This is a genomic window from Vreelandella mediterranea (assembly GCF_970647075.1).
Window position 1 is genome coordinate 2,557,388 of the sequence record NZ_OZ310198.1, and the last position, 20,093, is coordinate 2,577,480.

Annotated in this window: 22 protein-coding genes; 5 read left to right on the forward strand and 17 right to left on the reverse strand. The window is 60.8% G+C overall.

Features of this window, described 5'->3' with window-relative positions; all coding sequences use genetic code 11:
• Positions 1–4: 4 nt before the first annotated feature.
• Positions 5–1,219, reverse strand: a complete 1,215-nt coding sequence (locus ACWFVE_RS11795; protein WP_447529464.1) for an aspartate aminotransferase family protein — start codon at positions 1,217–1,219, stop codon at positions 5–7.
• 269 nt (positions 1,220–1,488) lie between these two features.
• Between ACWFVE_RS11795 and ACWFVE_RS11800 the strand changes: the two genes are divergently transcribed.
• Positions 1,489–2,283 (forward strand): SDR family NAD(P)-dependent oxidoreductase, encoded by a 795-nt coding sequence (locus ACWFVE_RS11800; RefSeq protein WP_447529465.1) that lies wholly within the window; start codon positions 1,489–1,491, stop codon positions 2,281–2,283.
• Between the two features lie 72 nt (positions 2,284–2,355).
• On the opposite strand, the gene ACWFVE_RS11805 is transcribed toward ACWFVE_RS11800, so the two are convergent.
• The 4 genes from ACWFVE_RS11805 to fabV form a co-directional block, all read right to left on the reverse strand.
• The gene (locus ACWFVE_RS11805; protein ID WP_447530533.1) at positions 2,356–3,276 is read right to left on the reverse strand and encodes a GlxA family transcriptional regulator; all 921 of its coding nucleotides are present in this window, start codon (positions 3,274–3,276) and stop codon (positions 2,356–2,358) included.
• Between the two features lie 188 nt (positions 3,277–3,464).
• Positions 3,465–4,349: a PRC-barrel domain-containing protein gene (locus ACWFVE_RS11810; protein ID WP_447529466.1), complete on the reverse strand. Its 885-nt coding sequence runs from the start codon at positions 4,347–4,349 to the stop codon at positions 3,465–3,467.
• A 126-nt stretch (positions 4,350–4,475) separates the two neighbouring features.
• Positions 4,476–4,688 (reverse strand): hypothetical protein, encoded by a 213-nt coding sequence (locus ACWFVE_RS11815; protein WP_447529467.1) that lies wholly within the window; start codon positions 4,686–4,688, stop codon positions 4,476–4,478.
• Between the two features lie 85 nt (positions 4,689–4,773).
• Entirely contained in the window at positions 4,774–5,979 is a 1,206-nt protein-coding gene (gene fabV / locus ACWFVE_RS11820) for an enoyl-ACP reductase FabV (protein ID WP_447529468.1), read from the reverse strand.
• Between the two features lie 178 nt (positions 5,980–6,157).
• Between fabV and ACWFVE_RS11825 the strand changes: the two genes are divergently transcribed.
• Positions 6,158–6,541, forward strand: a complete 384-nt coding sequence (locus ACWFVE_RS11825) for a DUF7079 family protein (protein ID WP_447530534.1) — start codon at positions 6,158–6,160, stop codon at positions 6,539–6,541.
• A 10-nt stretch (positions 6,542–6,551) separates the two neighbouring features.
• Here ACWFVE_RS11825 and ACWFVE_RS11830 read toward each other — a convergent pair whose 3' ends face one another.
• Both ACWFVE_RS11830 and ACWFVE_RS11835 read right to left on the reverse strand, forming a co-directional pair.
• On the reverse strand, positions 6,552–7,046 hold the full coding sequence (locus tag ACWFVE_RS11830) for a glutathione peroxidase (protein ID WP_447529469.1): 495 nt from the start codon (positions 7,044–7,046) through the stop codon (positions 6,552–6,554).
• A gap of 86 nt (positions 7,047–7,132) precedes the next feature.
• Positions 7,133–7,750: a LysE family translocator gene (locus ACWFVE_RS11835; protein ID WP_447529470.1), complete on the reverse strand. Its 618-nt coding sequence runs from the start codon at positions 7,748–7,750 to the stop codon at positions 7,133–7,135.
• A 246-nt stretch (positions 7,751–7,996) separates the two neighbouring features.
• Between ACWFVE_RS11835 and ACWFVE_RS11840 the strand changes: the two genes are divergently transcribed.
• Positions 7,997–8,728, forward strand: a complete 732-nt coding sequence (locus ACWFVE_RS11840) for a YebC/PmpR family DNA-binding transcriptional regulator (protein ID WP_447529471.1) — start codon at positions 7,997–7,999, stop codon at positions 8,726–8,728.
• A gap of 7 nt (positions 8,729–8,735) precedes the next feature.
• Here the strand turns inward: ACWFVE_RS11840 and ACWFVE_RS11845 are convergent, their stop codons facing one another.
• Positions 8,736–9,587: a mechanosensitive ion channel family protein gene (locus tag ACWFVE_RS11845; RefSeq protein WP_447529472.1), complete on the reverse strand. Its 852-nt coding sequence runs from the start codon at positions 9,585–9,587 to the stop codon at positions 8,736–8,738.
• Positions 9,588–9,631: 44 nt separating this feature from the next.
• Positions 9,632–10,774: a hypothetical protein gene (locus ACWFVE_RS11850; RefSeq protein WP_447529473.1), complete on the reverse strand. Its 1,143-nt coding sequence runs from the start codon at positions 10,772–10,774 to the stop codon at positions 9,632–9,634.
• 204 nt (positions 10,775–10,978) lie between these two features.
• On the opposite strand from ACWFVE_RS11850, the gene ACWFVE_RS11855 reads away from it, so the two are divergent.
• Positions 10,979–11,263 carry a hypothetical protein gene (locus tag ACWFVE_RS11855; protein WP_447529474.1) on the forward strand — a complete coding sequence of 95 codons (285 nt, stop codon included), beginning with the start codon at positions 10,979–10,981 and terminating at the stop codon, positions 11,261–11,263.
• Positions 11,264–11,381: 118 nt separating this feature from the next.
• On the opposite strand, the gene ACWFVE_RS11860 is transcribed toward ACWFVE_RS11855, so the two are convergent.
• The 6 genes from ACWFVE_RS11860 to ybaK form a co-directional block, all read right to left on the reverse strand.
• Entirely contained in the window at positions 11,382–12,389 is a 1,008-nt protein-coding gene (locus ACWFVE_RS11860) for a zinc-dependent alcohol dehydrogenase family protein (protein WP_447529475.1), read from the reverse strand.
• Entirely contained in the window at positions 12,376–14,322 is a 1,947-nt protein-coding gene (locus ACWFVE_RS11865) for an ABC transporter ATP-binding protein (RefSeq protein WP_447529476.1), read from the reverse strand. The genes ACWFVE_RS11860 and ACWFVE_RS11865 overlap by 14 nt, the downstream gene beginning before the upstream one ends.
• 85 nt (positions 14,323–14,407) lie before the next feature.
• Entirely contained in the window at positions 14,408–15,412 is a 1,005-nt protein-coding gene (locus tag ACWFVE_RS11870; RefSeq protein ID WP_447529477.1) for an AbrB family transcriptional regulator, read from the reverse strand.
• A 122-nt stretch (positions 15,413–15,534) separates the two neighbouring features.
• On the reverse strand, positions 15,535–16,407 hold the full coding sequence (locus ACWFVE_RS11875; protein ID WP_447529478.1) for a PA4780 family RIO1-like protein kinase: 873 nt from the start codon (positions 16,405–16,407) through the stop codon (positions 15,535–15,537).
• A gap of 69 nt (positions 16,408–16,476) precedes the next feature.
• Entirely contained in the window at positions 16,477–17,868 is a 1,392-nt protein-coding gene (gene dbpA, locus ACWFVE_RS11880; protein ID WP_447529479.1) for an ATP-dependent RNA helicase DbpA, read from the reverse strand.
• 105 nt (positions 17,869–17,973) lie between these two features.
• The gene (gene ybaK / locus ACWFVE_RS11885) at positions 17,974–18,441 is read right to left on the reverse strand and encodes a Cys-tRNA(Pro) deacylase (RefSeq protein WP_447529480.1); all 468 of its coding nucleotides are present in this window, start codon (positions 18,439–18,441) and stop codon (positions 17,974–17,976) included.
• A gap of 138 nt (positions 18,442–18,579) precedes the next feature.
• Between ybaK and ACWFVE_RS11890 the strand changes: the two genes are divergently transcribed.
• Positions 18,580–18,765: a DUF3008 family protein gene (locus tag ACWFVE_RS11890; RefSeq protein WP_447529481.1), complete on the forward strand. Its 186-nt coding sequence runs from the start codon at positions 18,580–18,582 to the stop codon at positions 18,763–18,765.
• 60 nt (positions 18,766–18,825) lie between these two features.
• Here ACWFVE_RS11890 and ACWFVE_RS11895 read toward each other — a convergent pair whose 3' ends face one another.
• Positions 18,826–19,095 carry a hypothetical protein gene (locus ACWFVE_RS11895; protein ID WP_447529482.1) on the reverse strand — a complete coding sequence of 90 codons (270 nt, stop codon included), beginning with the start codon at positions 19,093–19,095 and terminating at the stop codon, positions 18,826–18,828.
• Between the two features lie 87 nt (positions 19,096–19,182).
• Positions 19,183–20,046: a cation diffusion facilitator family transporter gene (locus ACWFVE_RS11900; RefSeq protein ID WP_447529483.1), complete on the reverse strand. Its 864-nt coding sequence runs from the start codon at positions 20,044–20,046 to the stop codon at positions 19,183–19,185.
• Positions 20,047–20,093 lie beyond the last annotated feature (47 nt).

The following is a 20,093-nucleotide window of genomic DNA, read 5'->3' on the forward strand; positions in this document are numbered from 1 at the left end:
CGGCTCATGAAGCGTGAACGAGGCGTTTTATCGCGCGCTCCAGGCGCACCATGGCCTCTTCGATATCGGCTTCGGGGATCACCAGCGACGGCGCCAAACGCAGCACGTTGGGCCCGGCGATCAGCGCCATCAAGCCCTCTTCGATGGCCAGCGGCAGAATCTCCTTCGCCCGGCCTTCGAAGTCATCGCTCATCTGCGCGCCGATCAAGAGCCCCATACCGCGAACTTCTTTAAAAACGCCATACTTTTCGTTGATCGCTTCGAGATGGCGACGAAAAAGCTGATGGCGCGTCTCGACGCCTTCGAGCACCTCGGGGGTGTCGATCACCTTAAGTGCAGCCAATGCCACCGCCGAGCCCAAGGCGTTGCCGCCGTAGGTGGAGCCGTGGGTGCCAAAGCCCAAAGAGGTGCCGATCTTGTCCGTGGTGAGCATCGCGCCGATGGGGAAACCACCGCCCAACGACTTGGCGCTGGTGAGGATATCCGGGGTCACGCCGTAGCGCTGATAGGCGTAGAGCTTGCCGCTACGGCCGACGCCGGTTTGCACCTCATCAAAGATCAACAGCGCGTTGTGCTGATCGCAAAGCGCGCGGACTCCCTCCAAAAATTCCTGCGTGGCGGGAATAATGCCGCCCTCGCCCTGCATCGGCTCGACCATTACCGCGCAGGTGTCCTCCCCCATCAGCGCGCGCACGCTTTCCAAATCGTTGAACGTGGCGTGCTGGATACCGCCGGGGATCGGGCCAAAGCCTTGGGAGTACTTGGGCTGGCCACCGACGCTGACGGTAAACAGCGTGCGCCCGTGAAAGGACTGGCTAAAGGAGATGATCTTGTCCTTGTGCTCGCCGACGTGATCCACGGCGTAGCGGCGCGCCAGTTTCAGCGCGGCTTCGTTGGCCTCGCCCCCCGAGGAGCAGAGATACACTTTCTCGGCGAAGGTGCTATCGACGAGCTTTTTAGCAAGCTGCAAAGCCGGCTCGTTAGTATAGATGTTGGAGAGGTGCCAGAGCTTTTCGCCCTGCTCCTTGAGCGCGCCCACCAGCGCCGGATGGCAGTGGCCCAGCGAGTTCACGGCGATACCACCGGCCAGGTCGATATACTCGCGCCCGTCCTGATCCCACAAGCGGCTACCCTCGCCACGCACCGGCACCACCTGCTGGGGCGAGTAGTTGGGAGTCATGTAGGTATCGAAATCCTGACGGCTTGGCGTATGGCTCATTGAGGGTCTCCAATCGGGGCGAAAGGGTTTTAGTATACGCAGCCTGGCAGGTTTCGCACTTTCACGAATGGGACGGGTAATTATGGAAAGCGGCAGTTCGGCGGCAAAGACTGATGACCACGACCTATCAAAAAAGAAGCGCTTACGCCCCAGGAAGGCAGCTTGATTTTTGATTATCAGTCGCCATAGTTGTTATGCGTTGAAGATTAGCGTGCTAACGCGACGGTCGCATTAGGCGGCCATCCAGTTGCTTTTTCAAGGAGAGCGAGATGCACATCGACTTAAGCGGTAAACGGGCGGTAGTGACGGGCTCTACCGCGGGTATCGGCTACGCGATCGCCAAAGGGCTCGCCGCGGCGGGTGCCGAGGTAGTGATTACCGGGCGCACCAAAGAGCGCGTCGACCAAGCGCTCGAATCTTTGAGTCGTGAGGTGGATAGCGCCAACGCCACCGGCGTGGCAGCAGACCTGGCAACGGCGGATGGCTGCCAAAAGCTGATAGAGCGCGTGCCCGAGGCCGATATTTTAATCAACAACGTGGGGATCTTCGAAGGCGGCGACTTTTTTGACACCGACGACGACACCTGGCAGCGCTTTTTCGATACCAACGTGATGAGCGCAGTACGCCTGTCGCGCCATTACGCCAAGGGCATGCGCGAGCGCAACTGGGGCCGGGTCGAGTTTATTTCCAGTGAATCGGCGCTGAACATTCCCACCGAGATGGTTCACTACGGCATGACTAAATCCGCCCTGCAGGCGGTCTCTCGCGGGCTTGCCAAAACCCTGAGCGGCACCAACGTTACGGTCAACGCCATCCTGCCCGGGCCCACGCGCTCTGAAGGCGTCATGCGCCTAATGGAGGCGCAGGCCAAAGAGAAAGGCATCTCGCTTGCAGAGGCCGAAACGCAGTTCATCGACGAAAACCGCCCTTCCTCCATCATCCAGCGCCTGGCAACGTCGGACGAGGTCGCCAACCTGTGCGTTTACGTAGCGTCTGAACAGGCCAGCGCCACCACCGGAGCGGCGCTTCGCGTGGAAGGCGGCATCGTGGATACCATGGCGTAGCGTTACTCGAAAAGCGTACCGGAGGAAGAAAAGGCCGCTCGACGCGGCCTTTTTGCCGAACGCTCGGTGCGCTCAAGGCACCAGTCGTTCCTCCCGAGGCGTAAGCCCGAAGTGATTACGGTAGGCGGTGGAGAAGTGCGCCCCGGAGGAGAACCCAACCGCCAGCGCGATATTCCCCACCGGCTGGTCGCTTTCCCGCAGGCGCTTGCGCGCTTCTTGCAGGCGCAAGTCCAGGTAGTAGCGGCTGGGCACCGCCTGCAGGTACTTCTTGAAAAGCCGCTCGAGTTGGCGCCGTGAAATGCCCAGATGCTCGGCAAGCTCGAGGGTCGAAAACGGCTCTTCGATATTGGCTTCCATCAGCGCGACGGCGTCTATCAGACTTTGTGGCGCGTGGCCCAGGCGGCTACGTAGCGGCACGTGCTGGGGCTCGTCGGCCATGCGCACGCGCTCGTAGGCGAAGTGCTCCGAGACTTTTCGGGCAAGCTCCTCGCCCAGGTCCCGGCGAATCAGCGTCAGGCTCATATCGAGCGCGGCGGTGCCACTGGCGCAGCTCAGCCGATGGCGGTCGATTTCAAACAGCGTCTGAGTGAAGGTGACCGCCGGGTAGGCCTGGGAGAGCGCGGCGAAGCGCTGCCAGGGGAGGGTCGCCCGGTAGCCGTCCAGCAACCCGCAGCGCGCCAGCACCTCGCTGCCGCCGGCAACCCCTCCAAGCGCCGTTTTGCTGGCAAGCGTTCTAAGCCACTCGACAAGCCTTGGAGAAAGCGGATAGGGCAATGGCGAAGGCGCGGCTATAAAGACGCTATCAAGCGCCACGGGGGCGTTTTGCAAACCGTACTCGACCTGGGTGGTGAGCGCAGCGGCGCTGCGCACGGTGCCCTCGTCAAGGCCCAATGTGACGATCTGATAACGAAGCTTACCGCTTAGCTGGTTGGCCAGCAGCAACGGCTCGACCAAACAAGAATGAGAGAGCAGCGAAAAGCCGGGCAACAGCAGCACCCCGATACGTTGGCCGGCAAACGAACGAGCAGAATGTAGCGACGCTTGCGCCATGGGGAAACGACCGGTTAAAGACAAAGGCTCATCTTAACCAACAAAGCGTTTTAAATCAGCGTGAAATAGCAGGCAAGAAAAAGGGCAAGGGGAAACCCCTTGCCCTGCTGCCTCGATGTTTTAGCCAGGCGTTACTGGTTACGGTTGGGGTGGTTGGCCACCTCGCCTACCTGCATGTCGCCATCGACCTGGCTGTAGTTATCCTCGTTATACTCTTCAGTGGCGGACTCGATCTCGTCGCTGCCGTAGGTCGTTTGCATGACGAGCTGGTCGTCCTCGACGTTGATTTCCTGAAGCGCCAGCGCCACATCGGTGGCACCGAAGCCCCAGAAGCCGCCAATGGAGACGATTGCGTAGAGATCGCCGGAGTCGTTGTGCTCGACGACGTTATCGACGCTACCGATCTCTTCACCCTCCTGGTTGACCACGGTCATGCCTTCGACCTCGCTGATCGTCAGCGACATCAAGCCACCCTGGGTATCGTTTTCAGCCAGGCTTTCATCGGATTCACGGTTATCCGGATCTTCCATGGCGTTCGGCGTGCGACCTTCGTTGTCGCCCATCTGGCCGTCGCTGGCGCTGGTTTCGTCGTCGTCCACCGCGGTGTCGTCCGCCATGGTATCTTCGGTGTTCATGTCGTTATCGGTGGGGCTGGGCTCGCTCTCCATTTGACCTGCACTATCACCCCCGGCGGCGTCATCGCTCATGGCGTCGTCGTCGGTATCCATGCCCTGGTCATCGCTCATCTGACCCTGGTTGCCGCCCGTCGTATCGGTATCTGTACCCGAATCGGTGTCCGTATCACCGCTTTGCATCTCGCCGCTATCGTCTTCGGTGCTCGTCTGGCTTTGCGCGCCTTGGGCGCCCTGGGCGCCAGCGCCGGAGGTCTGCTGCTGCTCCGTCGAGCCGCCCGCGGCTTGGTCACCTTCGCTGGCCGACTCTTCCTGGGCCAGCGCATGGATCGACATGCCTGCACAAATCGCCGCGATGGCAACCGCCAATGTAGTCCGTTTCATGGGGTGTCTCCTTAAAGTTAAGATGCTCTATTGAAGCTAGTGAGCAAACCCGCGATACGCAATAAATATTGCACCGAGCCAGTCAACGCAGAGGCTTGCCGATACGCCAGGATGAGTTCCGCGGCGTTAGCCGCCGTTGACGATCCCCAGAATGATCACCAGTGCCAGCACGACGGCCATCACAGTGATCACGATGGGCAAAAGCTTATGCAACCCCTTGGATGAGCGCTTGGCTTCGGGCTGCAGGTGGGCGGATTTTTGGGGCTCTTTTTCGGGGACACGCTGGCCCAGTACGTGTTCTTTTTTCTCGTTGGGGGTGCTGCTTTCTTCGGTATCCATACTCGCCTTCCTCGGGCGGGCGCCCCTGCCTCACCCTCTTTTCGATAAAGGGCGCCCGCCTTTCGTTAACCGCCGGGGCTTACGGTCAAAGCGATACGACGTCGAACTCGACCTCCGGGTTAACGTCGGCGTCGTAATCGACGTCGGTGCGCTCAAAGCCAAACAATTTCAAAAAGTCATGCTTGTAACCAGCATAGTCGGTAATTTCGAAAAGGTTATCGCTGGTGACTTCCGGCCAGAGATCCTGGCAGGCTTTTTGAACATCGTCGCGAAGCTCCCAGTCGTCGAGACGGAAACGGCCCATGTCGTCGAGCCCTTTGTCGTCAGAGGAATCGGCGTAGAGGCGCTCGCCAAAGAGGCGGTTCAACTGGTCGATGGTGCCTTCGTGCAGGCCCTGCTCTTTCATGATGCGATAGACCATGGCGATGTAGAGCGGCATGACCGGGATCGCCGCGCTTGCCTGGGTGACCACGGACTTGAGCACCGCCACGTTCGCCCCGCCGCCACTTTGGCTTAGCGTGTCGTCGATAGCGGCGGCGGCGCGGTCCAAATCTTCCTTGGCCTTGCCAAGCGCGCCGTGCCAGTAAATCGGCCAAGTGATCTCGGTACCGATGTAGCTAAACGCCACGCTTTTGGCCCCCTTGGCGAGCACGCCGGCTTCATCGAGGGCGTTCATCCAAAGTTCCCAGTCTTCGCCGCCCATCACGGTGATGGTGTCGTCGATCTCGGCCTGGGTGGCGGGCTCGACTTCTGCTTCGATGATGGCGTCTTTATTGGTATCGATGGCCGTGGCGCGGTAGGTCTCACCGATCGGTTTCAAACTCGAGCGCTTGAGCTCGCCGGTATCGGGCATTTTGCGCACTGGGGATGCCAGCGAGTAGACCACCAGATCCACCTCGCCCAGGTCCTGTTTGATCAGTTCGATGGCTTTTTCGCGCGCATCAGAAGAGAAAGCATCGCCGTTGATCGCCTTGCTATAAAGGCCTTCCTGCTTGGCGAACTTGTCGAAGGCGGCGCTGTTGTACCAGCCGGCGGTGCCGGGTTTCTTTTCACTGCCCGGTTTTTCGAAGAACACGCCCAGCGTATCGGCGCCATAGCCAAAGGCGGCGGTCACCCGCGCCGCCAGGCCGTAGCCGCTGGAGGCACCGATCACCAGAACCTTTTTGGGGCCTTTGCTTTTATCCAAACCGCGCGCTTTGGTCGCTTCGATCTGCTCGAGCACGTTCTGCTCGCAGCCCTTGGGATGGGTCGTCGTACAGATAAAACCGCGTACTTTGGGTTTGATAATCACGAAGGATCTCCTTATCGAAAATGGGCGTTCATCAGCGGGCAGCGCCGCCGCGTTAGCGCCTATTCTATCCGTCTCGACCGGCGCTGTCCGCCCTTGAGCTTCGCGCCCATTAGCGTCAGGATACGCAATGAATGCGACAGCCCCGATAAGGCGGCTACAAAAGAGTGATGAACGCTTGATGAATGCACAGCAGTTAGTGGATGAGCGCGGCGATTTGTGGCTGGCGCTTGCCCCGTTATGGCTCGACCGCGAACCCGGCGAGCGCGATTACGCGAACATGGTCGAGGTCATCGAGGCGCACACGATGTCGTTCAAAGAGCTCGAGTGGATGTTTCGCCTGGAGCTTGCCCCGGTGATGGCGCGCCACCAGCTCTCCATCGCCAGCGAGTGGCGTCAGTTCGACGATCGTAAGCTGATGCAGCAGCTGGTGTCGCACAACCTGCGTTTGACTGGCTGGCGGCGCAAGAGCTGGGCGCTGTTCTCGGGCTTGACCACGATGATGGTGCGCCACCGCTGGGCAGCACTGATGAACCATTTGATGGTCGCGCGCGGCCAGGTGTAGCCCAACCCCGCTAAGCCTTGGGGCTTTTGTCCAGCGCCGCTTCAAGCGCCCGGCGCAGCGGATAGCCGTGCTCCTTGGGCCCGAACCGGGCCACCACCTGGCCGTCGCGGTCGACCAGAAACTTGGTGAAGTTCCACTTGATCATCTGAGTACCCAAAAGCCCCGGCGCCTGCCCCTTTAGCTGAACGAACAGCGGATGCGCCTCCGGGCCGTTCACCTTGACCTTCTCCATCAGCGGAAAGTGCACGCCGAAGCGCTCCTCGCCCAAGCGGCAAAACGCCTCCGCGCCTTCCGGCGATTGGCGGCCGAACTGGTTGCAGGGAAAGCCGAGCACGGTAAAGCCGCGGTCGCGGTAGCGCTGGTAGAGCGCTTCAAGCTCTTTTAACTGCGGAGTAAAGCCGCACTGACTGGCGACGTTGACCACCAAAAGCACCTGTCCTTGCAGCGCGCGCAGGTTGAAGGGTTGGCCCTGATGGGTGTAACAGTCTTGCTCAAAAATCGTCATCACAAGCCCCTGCCTATATATCTAAATCACTGTGTATCATGATCGAGGCGGGAAGACCATGTAAGCCAGAACACGGCCTCTCCCTCTTAGACCAGCGGCCCGGCCACCACGCGAAGTGCCAAGGCGATCAAAAAGATACCGGTGACGCGATTGACCCAGTGCGAGTAGCGCTGAAGCCAGGGCAGTATCGAGGAGTGGGAAAGCCCTAGCGCCACCAGCAAATACCAGCCGCCGTCGATCACCATCGCCGTGATCACGACGATCGCCTTGGCGTCAAAGCCCATCTGCGGGGTAACGAACTGGCTGAGCAGCGCGACGAAAAACAAAATGAGCTTGGGATTACAAAGCGCCACCAACAGCGCTTCTTTTACCGCCTGGCGCTGGGTCGTGGCCGCAAGCGCCGGCGACAGCACCCCGGCGCTGCCCGCCCGCAGCGCTTTGATGCCAAGCCAGGCAAGGTAGGCCGCCCCAAGCCAAGTGATCCACTGAAACACCTGAGGGTGGCTTGCGATCAGCGCGCCCAGGCCCAGCACCGTGAGCAGCGCGTAAAAGCCCACGCCCAACGCGTGGGTGAGCGCCGCGGTGACGCCTCTGATACGCCCGCCTCCCAGCGTATGACGTAGCACGAGTGCCAGGCTCGGCCCGGGCGACATCGCCCCCATCACGCATATCGCCACCAGCGAAAGCCATAATGATAGCTGCATCTTTTTTTCCGAAGAATTGTCGTCGCGCGCCGACACACGTCACGCTTGCCCTTAAATAACGCTTTTAGCATGGTACCCTGTTGGGTAAAATTTTTCCCTTTTGATAAACAGTGCTCTGATGAACCTCGTTCTGATGAACAGTATTCTGATGAACAGTGCTCTGATGAATCTTGTTTTGATGGACATAGCTCGGACGAACATAGCGCCTGACGTTCAGGCGGCTTTAGGCGACGAAAGGACGTTAACATGGGTAGGGCGTTTCAAAACCGTAAAGAGTCAATGGCCAAAACGGCCGCGGCGAAGACCAAGGTATACAGCAAGTACGGGCGCGAAATTTATGTCGTCGCCAAATCCGGCGGCACCGACCCGAACAGCAACCTCGCCCTGCGGGGGTTGATGGAGCGCGCCAAGAAAGACCAGGTGCCCTCGCACGTCATCGACAAGGCGCTGGACAAAGCCAACGGCGCCGGCGGCGAGGATTTTTCCACCTCCCGTTACGAAGGCTTCGGCCCCGGCAACGCCATGGTGATCGTGGAGTGCTTGACCGATAACGCCAACCGCACCTTCGGCGACGTGCGCGGCTGCTTCACCAAAACCAAGAGCAAGATCGGCACGCCCGGAAGCGTCAGCCATATGTTCGATCACTGCGCGATCTTCGCCTTCCAGGGCCAGGACGAGGAAGCGGTGCTGGAAGCGCTGATGGAAGCCGATGTGGATGTCACCGATATCGAGCAGGAAGAGGCGCACATTACCGTCTTCGCCCCGCACACCGAATACGCCAAGGCCAAGCAGGCACTGCTCGACGCCTTTGGCGAGATCGATTTCGAAGCGGACGAGATCCAGTTTTTGCCCCAGACCACCACCCCATTAGAAGGCGACGATGCGGTGATGTTCGAGAAGTTTCTGGATATGCTCAACGACCTGGACGACGTGCAGAACGTCTTTCACAGTGCGGAGCTACCCGAGCAGAACGCCTAAAGCGCGCTTAACCGCGCGGCTTGCTCGGCGCTCCAGCCATTTCGCCGCTGGAATCCAGCGCAGCATCCGGCGGCAGCAGCGCTGATTGGACGCCGGCCTTACTCAGCACTTTTTTGCCGCGAACGGTAAGGTCGGTGATGAACAGAAACTGCTGGCGCGGGTCGACCGGGTAGGCGCGAATGCGGTAGTGAGTCCCCCAGGGCTTCTCCTCGGCCACGATGGTGATGGGTGCTTCGAACTTGAGGTAGGCGCTGGTCAGCGCCACGTCCTTCAGCGCTTGGCGCACCCAGCCGGCCTGCTCCTCCACGTAGAGATAAAAACTCGCTACGCACTGAAGCGTCGGCCCGCCGTTATTGGCGTTATAGACCGGCGTCTCCCATAGTTTGAGGTGCGGCATGGAGACCAGATCGTCGTCCGGCGTCTGGATATGCACCGTGCGCATCCCCACATGCTTGACCTCGCCGTAGGTATCCTCGATTTGCACCCAGTCTCCGGGCCGATAGGGAAGCTCTACCGCCGACACCACCCCGGCGATCAGGCTACTCACGTAGTCCTTGAGCGCAAACCCCACCGCCAGGCCGATAGCGCCGAAAAGCGTCACCATGTTGCGAAGCGAAGGGTCGATGATGATCGGTACGATCAAGACGATGGCCGCGATCAAAACCAACAGCCTGGTCAGCGGAACCAGCGCGAAGACGCGAAAACGCAGTTGGCCGTGAAGCCGGTTCGCCAGCCAGTTGAGCCCGCGCTGGCTTAAAACGATCAACAACACCATGGCCAGCAAAATCGCCAGTACGGTGAGGATCGCGGGGGTATCGATATCGTTGAATAACCTGGCGTACTGTTTGCGCTCTTCCATGGGACTCTCCTGGAACCTCTCCTAAACACTCACTTGCGTGTACGCTATAGCGCATCCACCAGATAGTTTCGCGACACCAGCAGTTCGCGCACGCTTGCATAGCTCAAGGCGGCCACCTGCCAGCGCCCCTGGTGTTCGCCCAGCACCTTTAGGCGCGTCAGCGTGAGCCGAGCGTTGAGGGTTTCGTGGTAGGAGAACGGCAGTACCGCGGCAAGTGCCGCGTCGTTCAAGCCGCCATGAATCAAAAGCGCATGAAGGACCAGAATCGCTACGTCGCCGGTATCGTTGGTCAGTTCGGCCTCGTCGAGGGCGTCGATCAGCCAAAGTTCGTTATCGTCGCCGGTGCTTGAAACAGGCTCGCGCAGTCGCTCGCGCCAGTAATACCACGCCACGCCCAAGTGGCCCCGGCAGTAGGCGGCCAGATACTGTAGCTCGCTTTTGGCACTTCGCTTGTCGCGCCGTTGGTTGGAAACCGGCTTACCGGTGCGCGTACTGTAGACCGTCAGCGCGTTTTGGCCCTCGCCCAAAAAGTACTCGGCCAATTGCTCCCCCTCCACGGCCTGAAGCGTTAGAGCCGGTACGCTATCGAGCCCCACCACGTGTTTTAAATAGGCGTAGCTCCAGCTATCGCAACCGATTACACCCCGCCCGAGCTGCCCGGCCAGGGCGCTTTCCAGCAACGCGCGCACGCCCTGTATGCCCTGGCTTGTGCGCAAAAAACAGTGCTGTAAAGCAGGGAGTACCCAGCGGGATTTGCCGTCGAACTGCGCGATCCAGCTGCCATCGCCGTCGAGCAGGGCCTCGATACTCGGCGCCGCGCAGGTATCAATAGCGTGCAGTCGTGCCCAGTGCGCGGCCACGTCGCCGTGCCCGCCAAAAGGCGGGGTAATGAAAAACACGACCGGTTCGCTGGCATACTCGGCGGTAATGACGGCGTCCAGCGCGCGGGCGGCCCGGGACCAATCGATGGGCGGCACCAAATGCGCCAGGCGCACTTGGGGGAGTTTACGAAGCTTTTCTTCCTCGATCGCCTGACGTTCGGCGGCACGCTTGCCGGTCAGCCAGGTTTTAGCGGCGCGAACGTAGCGCTGGCGTCTCGAGTGCTGGGTTTTCTGTGGGGTGGAAAACGCTTCGAGTTTGACGACCTCGCCCAGCGGGTGAGCAGCATTTTCCGAACGCTTCGCCATATAACGTCTCAAGTGACTGTATCGACCGTAAAGAGTAGCACGGCAAAAGCGCTAAAGCGGTGCTTATCGAACTTAACCAGGGCGCAACGGTCATAGTTTGGACGTAACGTAAAAGCTCACCAACGCAGCCATCACCTCAGATTCGAGCCGCAAGCCTCAGACGACGGGGTGGGCGCTGGGGGCAGTGCTAAACGGGAGGTCGCAATGAGCGTTGTTCCGGTAAACCAAAGAGAGCTTCACGACAAGCTCACCAAGTGTATTGCGGGCGAGCGTGTGCTGATCGATCACCAGGGCAGCCGCTTTAGCGCTCGGATCCAGCATGCGGGTATCAAAGGCGTGAAAGTGATTCCCGAAGCGCTGATCAATAATACCGCCGGGGACCCTGGCGATATCGAAGGCGTGGTGCACCCCTACGAGGACATTATGGAGCTCGAGGTCAAGGGCGTGGTGTATAGCCGTACCACCGAGCCGACCGCGCACAGCGCCTGATCCCCGACATCAGCCCGCTTGGCGGGGCCTTTCCCAAAAATAATCCCTGCACGCCTTGAACGGCGTGCAGGGATTTATCGTTTTGGGAGCGGGCAAGGTTAGCCCGTGCCCAAAGGCGTTAGAACGTCAGGCAGATTTTGCCGAAGTGTTTGCCAGATTCCTGATGGCGAAACGCCTCGGCGATCTCTTCAAGACCGAACTCGCGGTCGATCACCGGGCGCATGCCCGCGGTATCGATGGCGCGAATCATCTCGATCTGATCCCGACGGCTACCCACGATCAAGCCCTTGAGCGTAGCCTGCTTGGCCATCAGCTTGGCGGTGGGAATATCACCTTCACGCCCGGTCAGAATGCCGATCAGCGCCATGTGCCCGCCAATCTTGATCGCCTCGATGGACTGCGGCAGCGTCGCCGGCCCGCCGACTTCGACGATGTGGTCCACGCCTTCACCGTTGGTCAGCGCTTGGACTTCCTTGCCCCACTCCGGCGTCTCTTTATAGTTGATGGTGTGCTCCGCCCCCATTTCCCGCAGGCGTTCGAGCTTCTCGTTGGAGGAGGACGTGGCAATCACCCGGGCACCCATCATTTTGGCAAACTGCAGCGCAAAGATGGAGACGCCACCGGTGCCCAGTACCAGCACGGTGTCACCGGCCTTGATGTTGCCATCCACTACCAGCGCGCGCCAAGCGGTCAGGCCTGCCGTGGTGAGCGTAGCGGCTTCCGCGTGGCTGTAGCCTTCGGGCTGGTGGGTGAAGCTGCTGGCCGAGCCGGTTACCTCTTCCCGCGCGTAGCCATCGGCACCGTCGCCTGGGGTAGTGGCGAAGTTATCGACCCGCGCCGGGCCCTCGAGCCAAGTCGGGAAAAAGGTGGAGACCACCCGATCCCCCACGGCGAATTCCTCGACGCCTTCGCCTACGGCTTCCACCACGCCGGCACCGTCGGACATCGGGATACGCCCGTCTTCGGTCGGGATCATCCCCGCAGCCACCGCGTAGTCATGGAAGTTGAGCGAGCTTGCGTGCAGGCGCACCTTGATTTCCCCCGCTCCAGGCGCTTTCGCAGGCGCCCCGTCAACGGCCGAGAGCTTATCCAAACCGCCGGGTGCCTGTAGCTTAATCGTTTTCATGACGATCTCCTTGATCCGTGTATGGGAATGAGGTGGGGGCATCCTGGGTCAGATCAAGGCCCTCGTCCAATTCCTGAGCCAGGAACCCGCCGGACTGACGCTGCCAGAGCCTTGCGTAGATACCGCCCTTGTCGAGCAGTTCCTGGTGGGTGCCGCTTTCCACCAACCGGCCCTGGTCGACCACGATGAGGCGGTCCAGCATGGCAATGGTGGAGAGCCGGTGGGCGATCGCGATCACGGTCTTGCCCTCCATCAGCGCGTCGAGCTGCTCCTGGATCGCCGCCTCGACCTCGGAATCCAGTGCCGAGGTCGCCTCGTCGAGCACCAGAATCGGCGCGTTTTTGAGAAGCACCCGGGCAATGGCGATACGCTGGCGCTGGCCGCCGGAGAGCTTTACGCCGCGCTCGCCCACGTGGGCATCCAGACCGCGCCGACCATGCGGGTCGACCAGATCATCGATGAAGGTATCCGCGTGGGCGCGGCAAACCGCGCGCCACACGTCGTCGTCGCTGGCCTCGGGACTGCCGTAGCGAATGTTGTCTCTGAGCGAGCGGTGCAGAAGCGAGGTGTCCTGGGTCACCATGCCGATCTGGTGGCGAAGCGAGGTCTGGGTGACCTCGTCGATATTTTGGCCATCGATACGAATGCGCCCGCCCTGCAGGTCATAAAAACGCAGCAGCAGGTTGGCAAGCGTGGACTTGCCGGCCCCGGAGCGCCCGATCAGGCCGATCTTCTCGCCGGGCTTAATGGTGAGCTCGAAGCCGTCGAACACGGTCTTGTGCTCACCCTGGGCCTGGGCGTAGTGGAAGGTGAGCGCATCGAATACGATCTCGCCGTGGGGCACCTCGAGCGGCGCAGCGTCAGGGGCGTCATTGATGCTCGGCGCCTGGGCGATGGTGTTCATGCCGTCCTGCACGGTACCGATGTTCTCGAAAAGCCCGGCGACTTCCCAGAGTATCCAGTCGGACATGAAGCGAATGCGCATCACCAGCGCGATGGCGATGGCCAGCACCCCGAGTGAGATCGCCTCCAAATACCAGGCGCTGATCGCCATACCGGCAATGCCCACCAGCAACATCGTGTTTAAAAGCGTCAAGCACACGCTCATTACCGTCACCAGGCGCATCTGGCGGTGCACCGTGGTCAGAAAGCCCTCCATGGCGTCCTTGGCGTAGCGCTGCTCGCGCACGGTATCGGCAAAGAGCTTGATGGTTTGAATGTTGCTGTAGCTGTCGACCACGCGCCCGGTCATCTCGGCACGGGCATCGGCCTGGGCCATGGAGACATCGCGAAGGCGCGGCACGAAGTAGCGCATGATGCCCAGATACCCCAGAAGCCAAAGCCCCAGCGGCAGCAAGAGCCAGGGATCAGCGCGGCCCAACAAAAAAGCCGCACCGGTGAAATAGACCAGCGCGTAGACCAGCAGGTCCATCACTTTAGTGACGGTCTCGCGAATGGCCAGTGCCGTCTGCATCACCTTTTGCGAGACGCGCCCGGCAAACTCGTCCTGGTAGAACGCCAGGCTTTGGCTGAGCATATGGCGATGCGAAAGCCAGCGTCCGATCATCGGGTAATTGCCGAAGATGCTTTGGTGAGTAATCAAGGACTGCAAGAGCACCAAAAGCGGCAGCCCCAGGATGACCAGTAGGCCCACTCCGGCAAGCCACAGGCCGTTTTCCTGCCAGAACCCGGCGCGCTCGACATTACCCAGCCAGTCCACCAGCTCGCCCATGTAGCTGAAAAAGAATACCTCGGCGGCGGAGACCGCACCGGTGACCAGCGACATCACCAAAAGCAGCGGCCAGATCGGTTTTGAGAAGTGCCAGATAAACGGCAAAAGCCCCTTCGGCGGCGTCTCGAGCTTGCCTTCCGGGTACGGGTTCACACGGCTTTCAAAGGTGTGAAAAAGCGATTTCAGCGTGCGAGCGAGCATGGAAAGTCCTTATGAATAGCCCTTATGGATAGCCCTTAAAGCCCAGAATTTAAAAGTATCAAACGTGAGTCCTGGCACGGCTTTATTAGCGGCGCATTAAAAAACGCGCCCAGAAAGGCGCCACGATCATCAGCGTGATCATGCGTAAAAGATGATGAAAGGCGACGAACACCGGGTCGATATCCAGCGCCACGGCGAGAATGGCGATTTCACCTATGCCGCCCGGCGCCAGCGCCAGAAACGCCACGTCGCGCCCTACGCCCAAAAACTGATGAATCAGTTCAGCGAAGACGGCCAGTACGGCTAACGCTGCCAGCGTCGCCACGCCGGATTGCCACAGATAGCGCCCGAGCGTACGCCCCGTCAGGCCTTTGAAGCGCGAGCCGATCGCGCTACCCAGCACCCAAAGCATCACATTCATGCCCCACTCGGGAAGCGTGAGACTTGCGATATCGAACCCCGAGAGCACCGCGGCGGCCAAAAGCGGCGCCAACAGCGCTGCGCTTGGCAGGCGCAGCCAGCGCCCCAGCGGCAACAAAAGCGGGATCAACAGCAACATCCAGCCGTCGGACAGCGCAGCATCGACGCCGCCAGGGCTTTCGCCGCCGCCACTGGAGATCCAAAACAGCGGCGGCAGAAATAGAATCACTAAAATGACCCGCAGCGATTGGGCGAGCGCAATGCGCTGCGGGTCGCCGCCGGCCTTGTCGCCGAGCAGAATCATCGCGGTCATGGCCCCGGGGGCGGCGCTGAACCAGGCGCTGGTCGAATCGAACCCGCAGCGGCGGTACCAGCGCGCCGCGACCGCCGTGGAAGCCGCCACCCCCACTAACAAAAGTACCGCCGAGACCGGCCAATCTCCCACGCGGTGAGCCAATTGCGGCGTGACCTGGCTGCCCAACACCAGCCCCATCACCGCCAAAAACAGGTTACGAAGCCCCTCGGGTACCGCCACGTGAACACCGCGGGACGAGAGCAGCAGGTTCGCGGTCAGCGGCCCCAGCATCCACGCAAGCGGAAGACCGGTGAGCTGAAAAAGCACACCGCCCACCACACCGGCACCCAGCGATATCCCCAACGCGTGTGCCATGCGCCTGCTCACTCTCATCCCTTTCACTTCGCCACCCCAAGCGCTACCGCGCCCTTCGTTAACCCGCTAAACAATGAAGCAGCTTAGCATTTTGGCGGCGAAGTAAGGTTAGTGGCGCAAGGTCAGTACGGGTAGCCGTCGTCTTCCCCATCGTCGTCGCGAAGGCGTGCCTGGCGTTCGGCCTCCTCCTCTTTGGCGTCGTCAATGACGTCCAAAAGCTCGCCCACGTCGGCCAAGTGGGTGTCGAACTCGAAGTGGCCGGTCAGTTGGCTATCCGGGGTCAGCTTGCCAGCCTCATAAAGCGCCCACATCTCTTTAGCGTAGTGGGTCTCTAAAAGCGAGGGTGCAAAGCGGCCGAAATAGGCGCGCATGTTGTTCACATCGCGTTCGAGCATGGCGGCGGCGCTATTGTTGCCCGCGGCGTCCACCGCCTGGGGCAAGTCGATGATCACCGGGCCTTCGCCATCGACCAGCACGTTGAACTCGGATAAATCGCCGTGAACGAGACCGGCGCACAGCATCAGCACCACGTCGTTGATCACCTTGGCGTGATAGGCAATCGCCTGCTCTTCACTCAGCGCTACATCGCCCAGCCGCGGGGCCACATCACCGTTGGCATCGGTGATCATTTCCATCAACAGCACGCCATCGACGAAGCCGTAGGGCTGGGGAACGCGCACGCCGGCGCCTGCAAGCCGATAAAGCGCATCGACCTCGGCGGAGAGCCAGGCCTGCTCCTGCTCTTTTTGGCCATATTTGGTCTTTTTGGCCATGGCCCGGGCGCGGCGGCTGTTGCGCTCCTTGCGCCCTTCCTGGTACTGAACGGCCTGCTTGAAGCTACGCTGCTTGGCCTCCTTGAAGACCTTGGCACAGCGTTTTTCACCGCTGGATAGAACGACATACACCTGCGCTTCCTTGCCGCTCATCAACTGCATCAGCACCTCTTCCACGAGGCCGTCGTCGACCAGAGGCTGTAATCGTTTGGGTATCTTCATAACGTGCGGCGGTCACTCCTGATGGCGGATGCGTGCGTGGTGAATACGTAAGCGTTCAATACGTTCATGCTAAAGGCGGCGTACGCGAAAGGCGCGGCCCTTGAGTTTATCGCGCTCGAGCTTGCCAAGCGCTTTATTGACCACCTCGCGGTCGATCGCCACGAAAGCACTGCGTGCCTGTACTTTGATCTTGCCAACCTGGTCCCCGCGCAGCCCCCCTTCGCCGGTCAGCGCGCCAAGGATATCGCCGGGGCGCAGCTTGTCCTTCTTGCCACCGTTTAGCTGAAGCGTCGCCATGGCGGGCTCGAAAGGGGTTTGCTGGCGGGGCTTGGGCAGTGCCTCTAACGTGAACACCTCGCTTAGATACTCACCGAGGCGCTCGAGGCGGTAGTGCTCTTCCGGGGCGACCAGGGTAGCGGCAATGCCGCTCTCTCCGGCGCGGCCGGTACGCCCGACCCGGTGGACATGCACGCCCTGCTCACGGGCAATCTGGTAGTTGAACACGGCGTCGAGCTTGGCGATGTCGAGCCCGCGCGCGGCAACGTCGGTGGCCACCAGAATCGACACGCTCTGGTTGGCGAACATCACCAAAATCCGGTCACGGTCTTTCTGCTCCAGATCACCGTGCAACGCCACGGCGCTAAAGCCCGCGTCGCTTAGCTCCCCGGCGACCTGATCGGTTTCGCGCTTGGTGTTGCAAAACACCACGCTGGTGGTCGGCCGGTAGTGAAGCAGCAGATCCACCAGCCCTTTCATGCGCGCTCGTTCGCTGTTAACGGCAAAAAAGTGCTGTTCGATGGTGGTATCGTCGTGGGTCTCGGTGACCGCCACACTGACGTGATCGCGCAGCACTCCCCGGGTCATCTCGGCAAGCTCGCCGCCGGCGTGCTCATCCGGGAAGGTTGCGCTGAACAAAAGGGTCTGCCGATCGGCAGGCGTGGCGCGAATGATGGCATCGATCGACGGACGAAAGCCCATATCGAGCATACGATCGGCTTCGTCCAGCACCAGCGTGGACAGCCCATCCAGGCTTAGCGAGCCCTTGCGCAGGTGCTCTTCGATGCGCCCAGGCGTGCCCACCACGATGTGCGCGCCGTGCTCGAGGGAGGCAAGCTGCGGGCCAAAGGGGGCGCCTCCGCAAAGCGTGAGCACCTTGACGTTGGCAAGCGTGCGGGCAAGCCCGCGAATCGCCTCGGCCACCTGGTCGGCAAGTTCGCGGGTGGGGCAAAGCACCAGGCTCTGAATGTGTGAGCGCTCGAGCCGCAATTGGGCGAGCAGCGCCAGGCCGAACGCGGCGGTTTTACCCGAGCCGGTTTTGGCCTGGCCGAGCACATCGCGACCCTCGAGCATAGGCGGCAAGCTTTGCGCCTGAATCGGCGTCATCTCGTGGTACGCCAGAGACGCCAGGTTATCGATAAGAGCGGGGGGCAGTGCCAGAGAGGCAAAAGAAGTATCGGCCACGAAAAATTCCTGAAATGGGCGAAAGCGACTTGCTCATGGGCAAGGCGGCGCCGGTAATACGCTTAACGGGCACCATACCAGAAAGCGGCCTCGTTTGCCCTCGCGCTATGCGCCGAGCGCCGCAAAGCGCGCCTGACAAAGCCTGGCAAGCGTCTCGGGCGCCAGGGCGATCTCGAGCCCGCGCCGCCCGGCGCTGACGTAGATACGCGAAAAGCGCTGGGCGGAGTCGTCGATAAAGCTCGCCAGGCGTTTTTTCTGACCCAGCGGACTCACCCCACCCAGCACGTAGCCGGTCGCGCGCTCCACCGCCTCCGGGCTTGCCATGGCCGCTTTCTTGGCCCCGGCCGCCTTGGCCACCTGCTTCAAGCCCAACTGATGGGTGACCGGCACCACCGCCACTGCCAGGGTCTTGCCATCGAGCTCCACCACCAGAGTTTTGAACACCTGCGCCGGATCGACCCCCAGCTTTTCCGCGGCTTCCAGCCCGTAGGAGGCCACCCCGCTTTCGTGGCTGTACTCATGAATGTCGAAATCGATGCCCGCTTTTTCGGCGGTGTTGATCGCTGGCGTCATGGGACTCTCGTATCGTTTCAGTAGTAACCGTTTTGGCGTTTAGCACCTTCATCTGGCGGGGCGATAAAGCGCTGCTAAACTTTAGCAAAGCGTTATCACGAAGGCACACTAATACCCTCCACTCCAAAGGAGCTTGGCATGCCGGCAAAATCGAAAGCGCAGCAAAAAGCGGCGGGCGCGGCCCTTTCGGCCAAGCGCGGTGAAACGAAACCAGGTGAGCTTGTGGGTTCGTCCAAAGAGATGTACGACTCCATGAGCGAAGAAGAGCTCGAAGACTTCGCCAGCACCCAACGTAAAGGCAAACCCGAAAAAAAGCGCGATTAAACCCAAAAAGCGGCGCCCGGCATTGAAATGCCGGGCGCCGCTTTTCGACAAGCCCAAGGCCTACTGGCAGGGCACGACCTTGCGCAGCGTGTCCTTGGCCCACAGGGTCTGGCCATCCGGGGTGCGGCCCTGCTCGTTCCAGCGCTCGGTGCTTTCTAGGCAATAAGAGCCCAGGTCTTCGGTGCGCGGGTCGGGGTTGGAGGGGCGCTCGCCGCCCACGCGCATGATATCCGGGTTGCTCGACGTATAGCGGGGCGCGACGGTGGAGCTGGCGCAGCCCGCTACCAACAGGGTAGCCAGCAGCGCGGGTAGAAAGCGGCAAAGTAGCATGTCATTGAAACCCTCGAAATTCCGATGTGATTACCGGTAGGGCTAGATACCACCGCGCTCGAAAAGCGTCAATCGTTTTAGTACCGCTTAAGTCACCAGCGTGATACTGGTGACCGGGCGCAGCTGGTGGTAATGGCAGTGCCGGGTCACGCTTTCGACGATCGCCTCGGCGTCGTCGATCTGCGCCTTTTCAAGCTGAATGTCGACCATGAGAAAATTACCGACCCGCGCCAGGCGTACGTCGCGCTCTGCCACGTCGAAATCCGCGACGTGGCGCACAAGCTCCTGGCGCATACCACCGCCGGGCTCGCCGAACATCAGTTCCTTGAGCGCACCGCGCACCATCTTCACCGGCATGGGCATGAAGTAGGCGACGATCACCAGCACCATCACCGGGTCGGCAAAGCGGGCATAACTTGCCCAGGGGGTGTAGGTGAGCCCAAAGGTGAGCATGAACCCGATCAGCACCGCGCCGCTGAGCCAAGTGTCCATCTGCCACTGCTTGAGCTCGGCGGCCATCAACGAAGAATGTCGCCCCCGGGCGTAGCGGCCAAGCCGCCACCAGGTAAAAAGACACCCCGCCACGTTGGCCAGGCCAAACAGCAGCGCCAAGTCCAGGGTCACCATACGCCCGCCTCGGTAAAGGCTCCAAAGCGCCGAGACCAGCGAGAACAGGCATACCAGCGCAATCACCACGCCCTTGAGCAGCACCGCCAGCGGCTCCACGGTCAGCCGGCCAAAGGGGTAGCGCTCATCCGCGGGCTTTTGGGCATGACCCAGCGCCACCAGCGAAAGCGAGGCCAGCACCAAACTGAGCAGCGAGTAGCCGCTGTCGAATAAAATGGTGATGGAGCCGGAAGCCAATCCGATAAAGAGCCCGACAAACGCGAAGAGCGAAGCGGAGAGCGCCGAAAATCTGAGCGCACGGCGCTCGAGCGTTGAGGAAGACACTCGAAAACCATCCAATAAGGGGGGAAAGATGCGCCATAATAGGCGCC

Bases quoted from the DNA above. Each gene is read 5' to 3' on its own strand.
- ACWFVE_RS11795 (WP_447529464.1), bottom strand. From the start codon at position 1,219: ATGAGCCATACGCCAAGCCGTCAGGATTTCGATACCTACATGACTCCC.
- ACWFVE_RS11800 (WP_447529465.1), top strand. From the start codon at position 1,489: ATGCACATCGACTTAAGCGGTAAACGGGCGGTAGTGACGGGCTCTACC.
- ACWFVE_RS11810 (WP_447529466.1), bottom strand. From the start codon at position 4,349: ATGAAACGGACTACATTGGCGGTTGCCATCGCGGCGATTTGTGCAGGC.
- ACWFVE_RS11815 (WP_447529467.1), bottom strand. From the start codon at position 4,688: ATGGATACCGAAGAAAGCAGCACCCCCAACGAGAAAAAAGAACACGTA.
- ACWFVE_RS11825 (WP_447530534.1), top strand. From the start codon at position 6,158: ATGAATGCACAGCAGTTAGTGGATGAGCGCGGCGATTTGTGGCTGGCG.
- ACWFVE_RS11830 (WP_447529469.1), bottom strand. From the start codon at position 7,046: ATGACGATTTTTGAGCAAGACTGTTACACCCATCAGGGCCAACCCTTC.
- ACWFVE_RS11835 (WP_447529470.1), bottom strand. From the start codon at position 7,750: ATGCAGCTATCATTATGGCTTTCGCTGGTGGCGATATGCGTGATGGGG.
- ACWFVE_RS11840 (WP_447529471.1), top strand. From the start codon at position 7,997: ATGGGTAGGGCGTTTCAAAACCGTAAAGAGTCAATGGCCAAAACGGCC.
- ACWFVE_RS11845 (WP_447529472.1), bottom strand. From the start codon at position 9,587: ATGGAAGAGCGCAAACAGTACGCCAGGTTATTCAACGATATCGATACC.
- ACWFVE_RS11850 (WP_447529473.1), bottom strand. From the start codon at position 10,774: ATGGCGAAGCGTTCGGAAAATGCTGCTCACCCGCTGGGCGAGGTCGTC.
- ACWFVE_RS11855 (WP_447529474.1), top strand. From the start codon at position 10,979: ATGAGCGTTGTTCCGGTAAACCAAAGAGAGCTTCACGACAAGCTCACC.
- ACWFVE_RS11860 (WP_447529475.1), bottom strand. From the start codon at position 12,389: ATGAAAACGATTAAGCTACAGGCACCCGGCGGTTTGGATAAGCTCTCG.
- ACWFVE_RS11865 (WP_447529476.1), bottom strand. From the start codon at position 14,322: ATGCTCGCTCGCACGCTGAAATCGCTTTTTCACACCTTTGAAAGCCGT.
- ACWFVE_RS11870 (WP_447529477.1), bottom strand. From the start codon at position 15,412: ATGGCACACGCGTTGGGGATATCGCTGGGTGCCGGTGTGGTGGGCGGT.
- ACWFVE_RS11875 (WP_447529478.1), bottom strand. From the start codon at position 16,407: ATGAAGATACCCAAACGATTACAGCCTCTGGTCGACGACGGCCTCGTG.
- ybaK (WP_447529480.1), bottom strand. From the start codon at position 18,441: ATGACGCCAGCGATCAACACCGCCGAAAAAGCGGGCATCGATTTCGAC.
- ACWFVE_RS11890 (WP_447529481.1), top strand. From the start codon at position 18,580: ATGCCGGCAAAATCGAAAGCGCAGCAAAAAGCGGCGGGCGCGGCCCTT.
- ACWFVE_RS11895 (WP_447529482.1), bottom strand. From the start codon at position 19,095: ATGCTACTTTGCCGCTTTCTACCCGCGCTGCTGGCTACCCTGTTGGTA.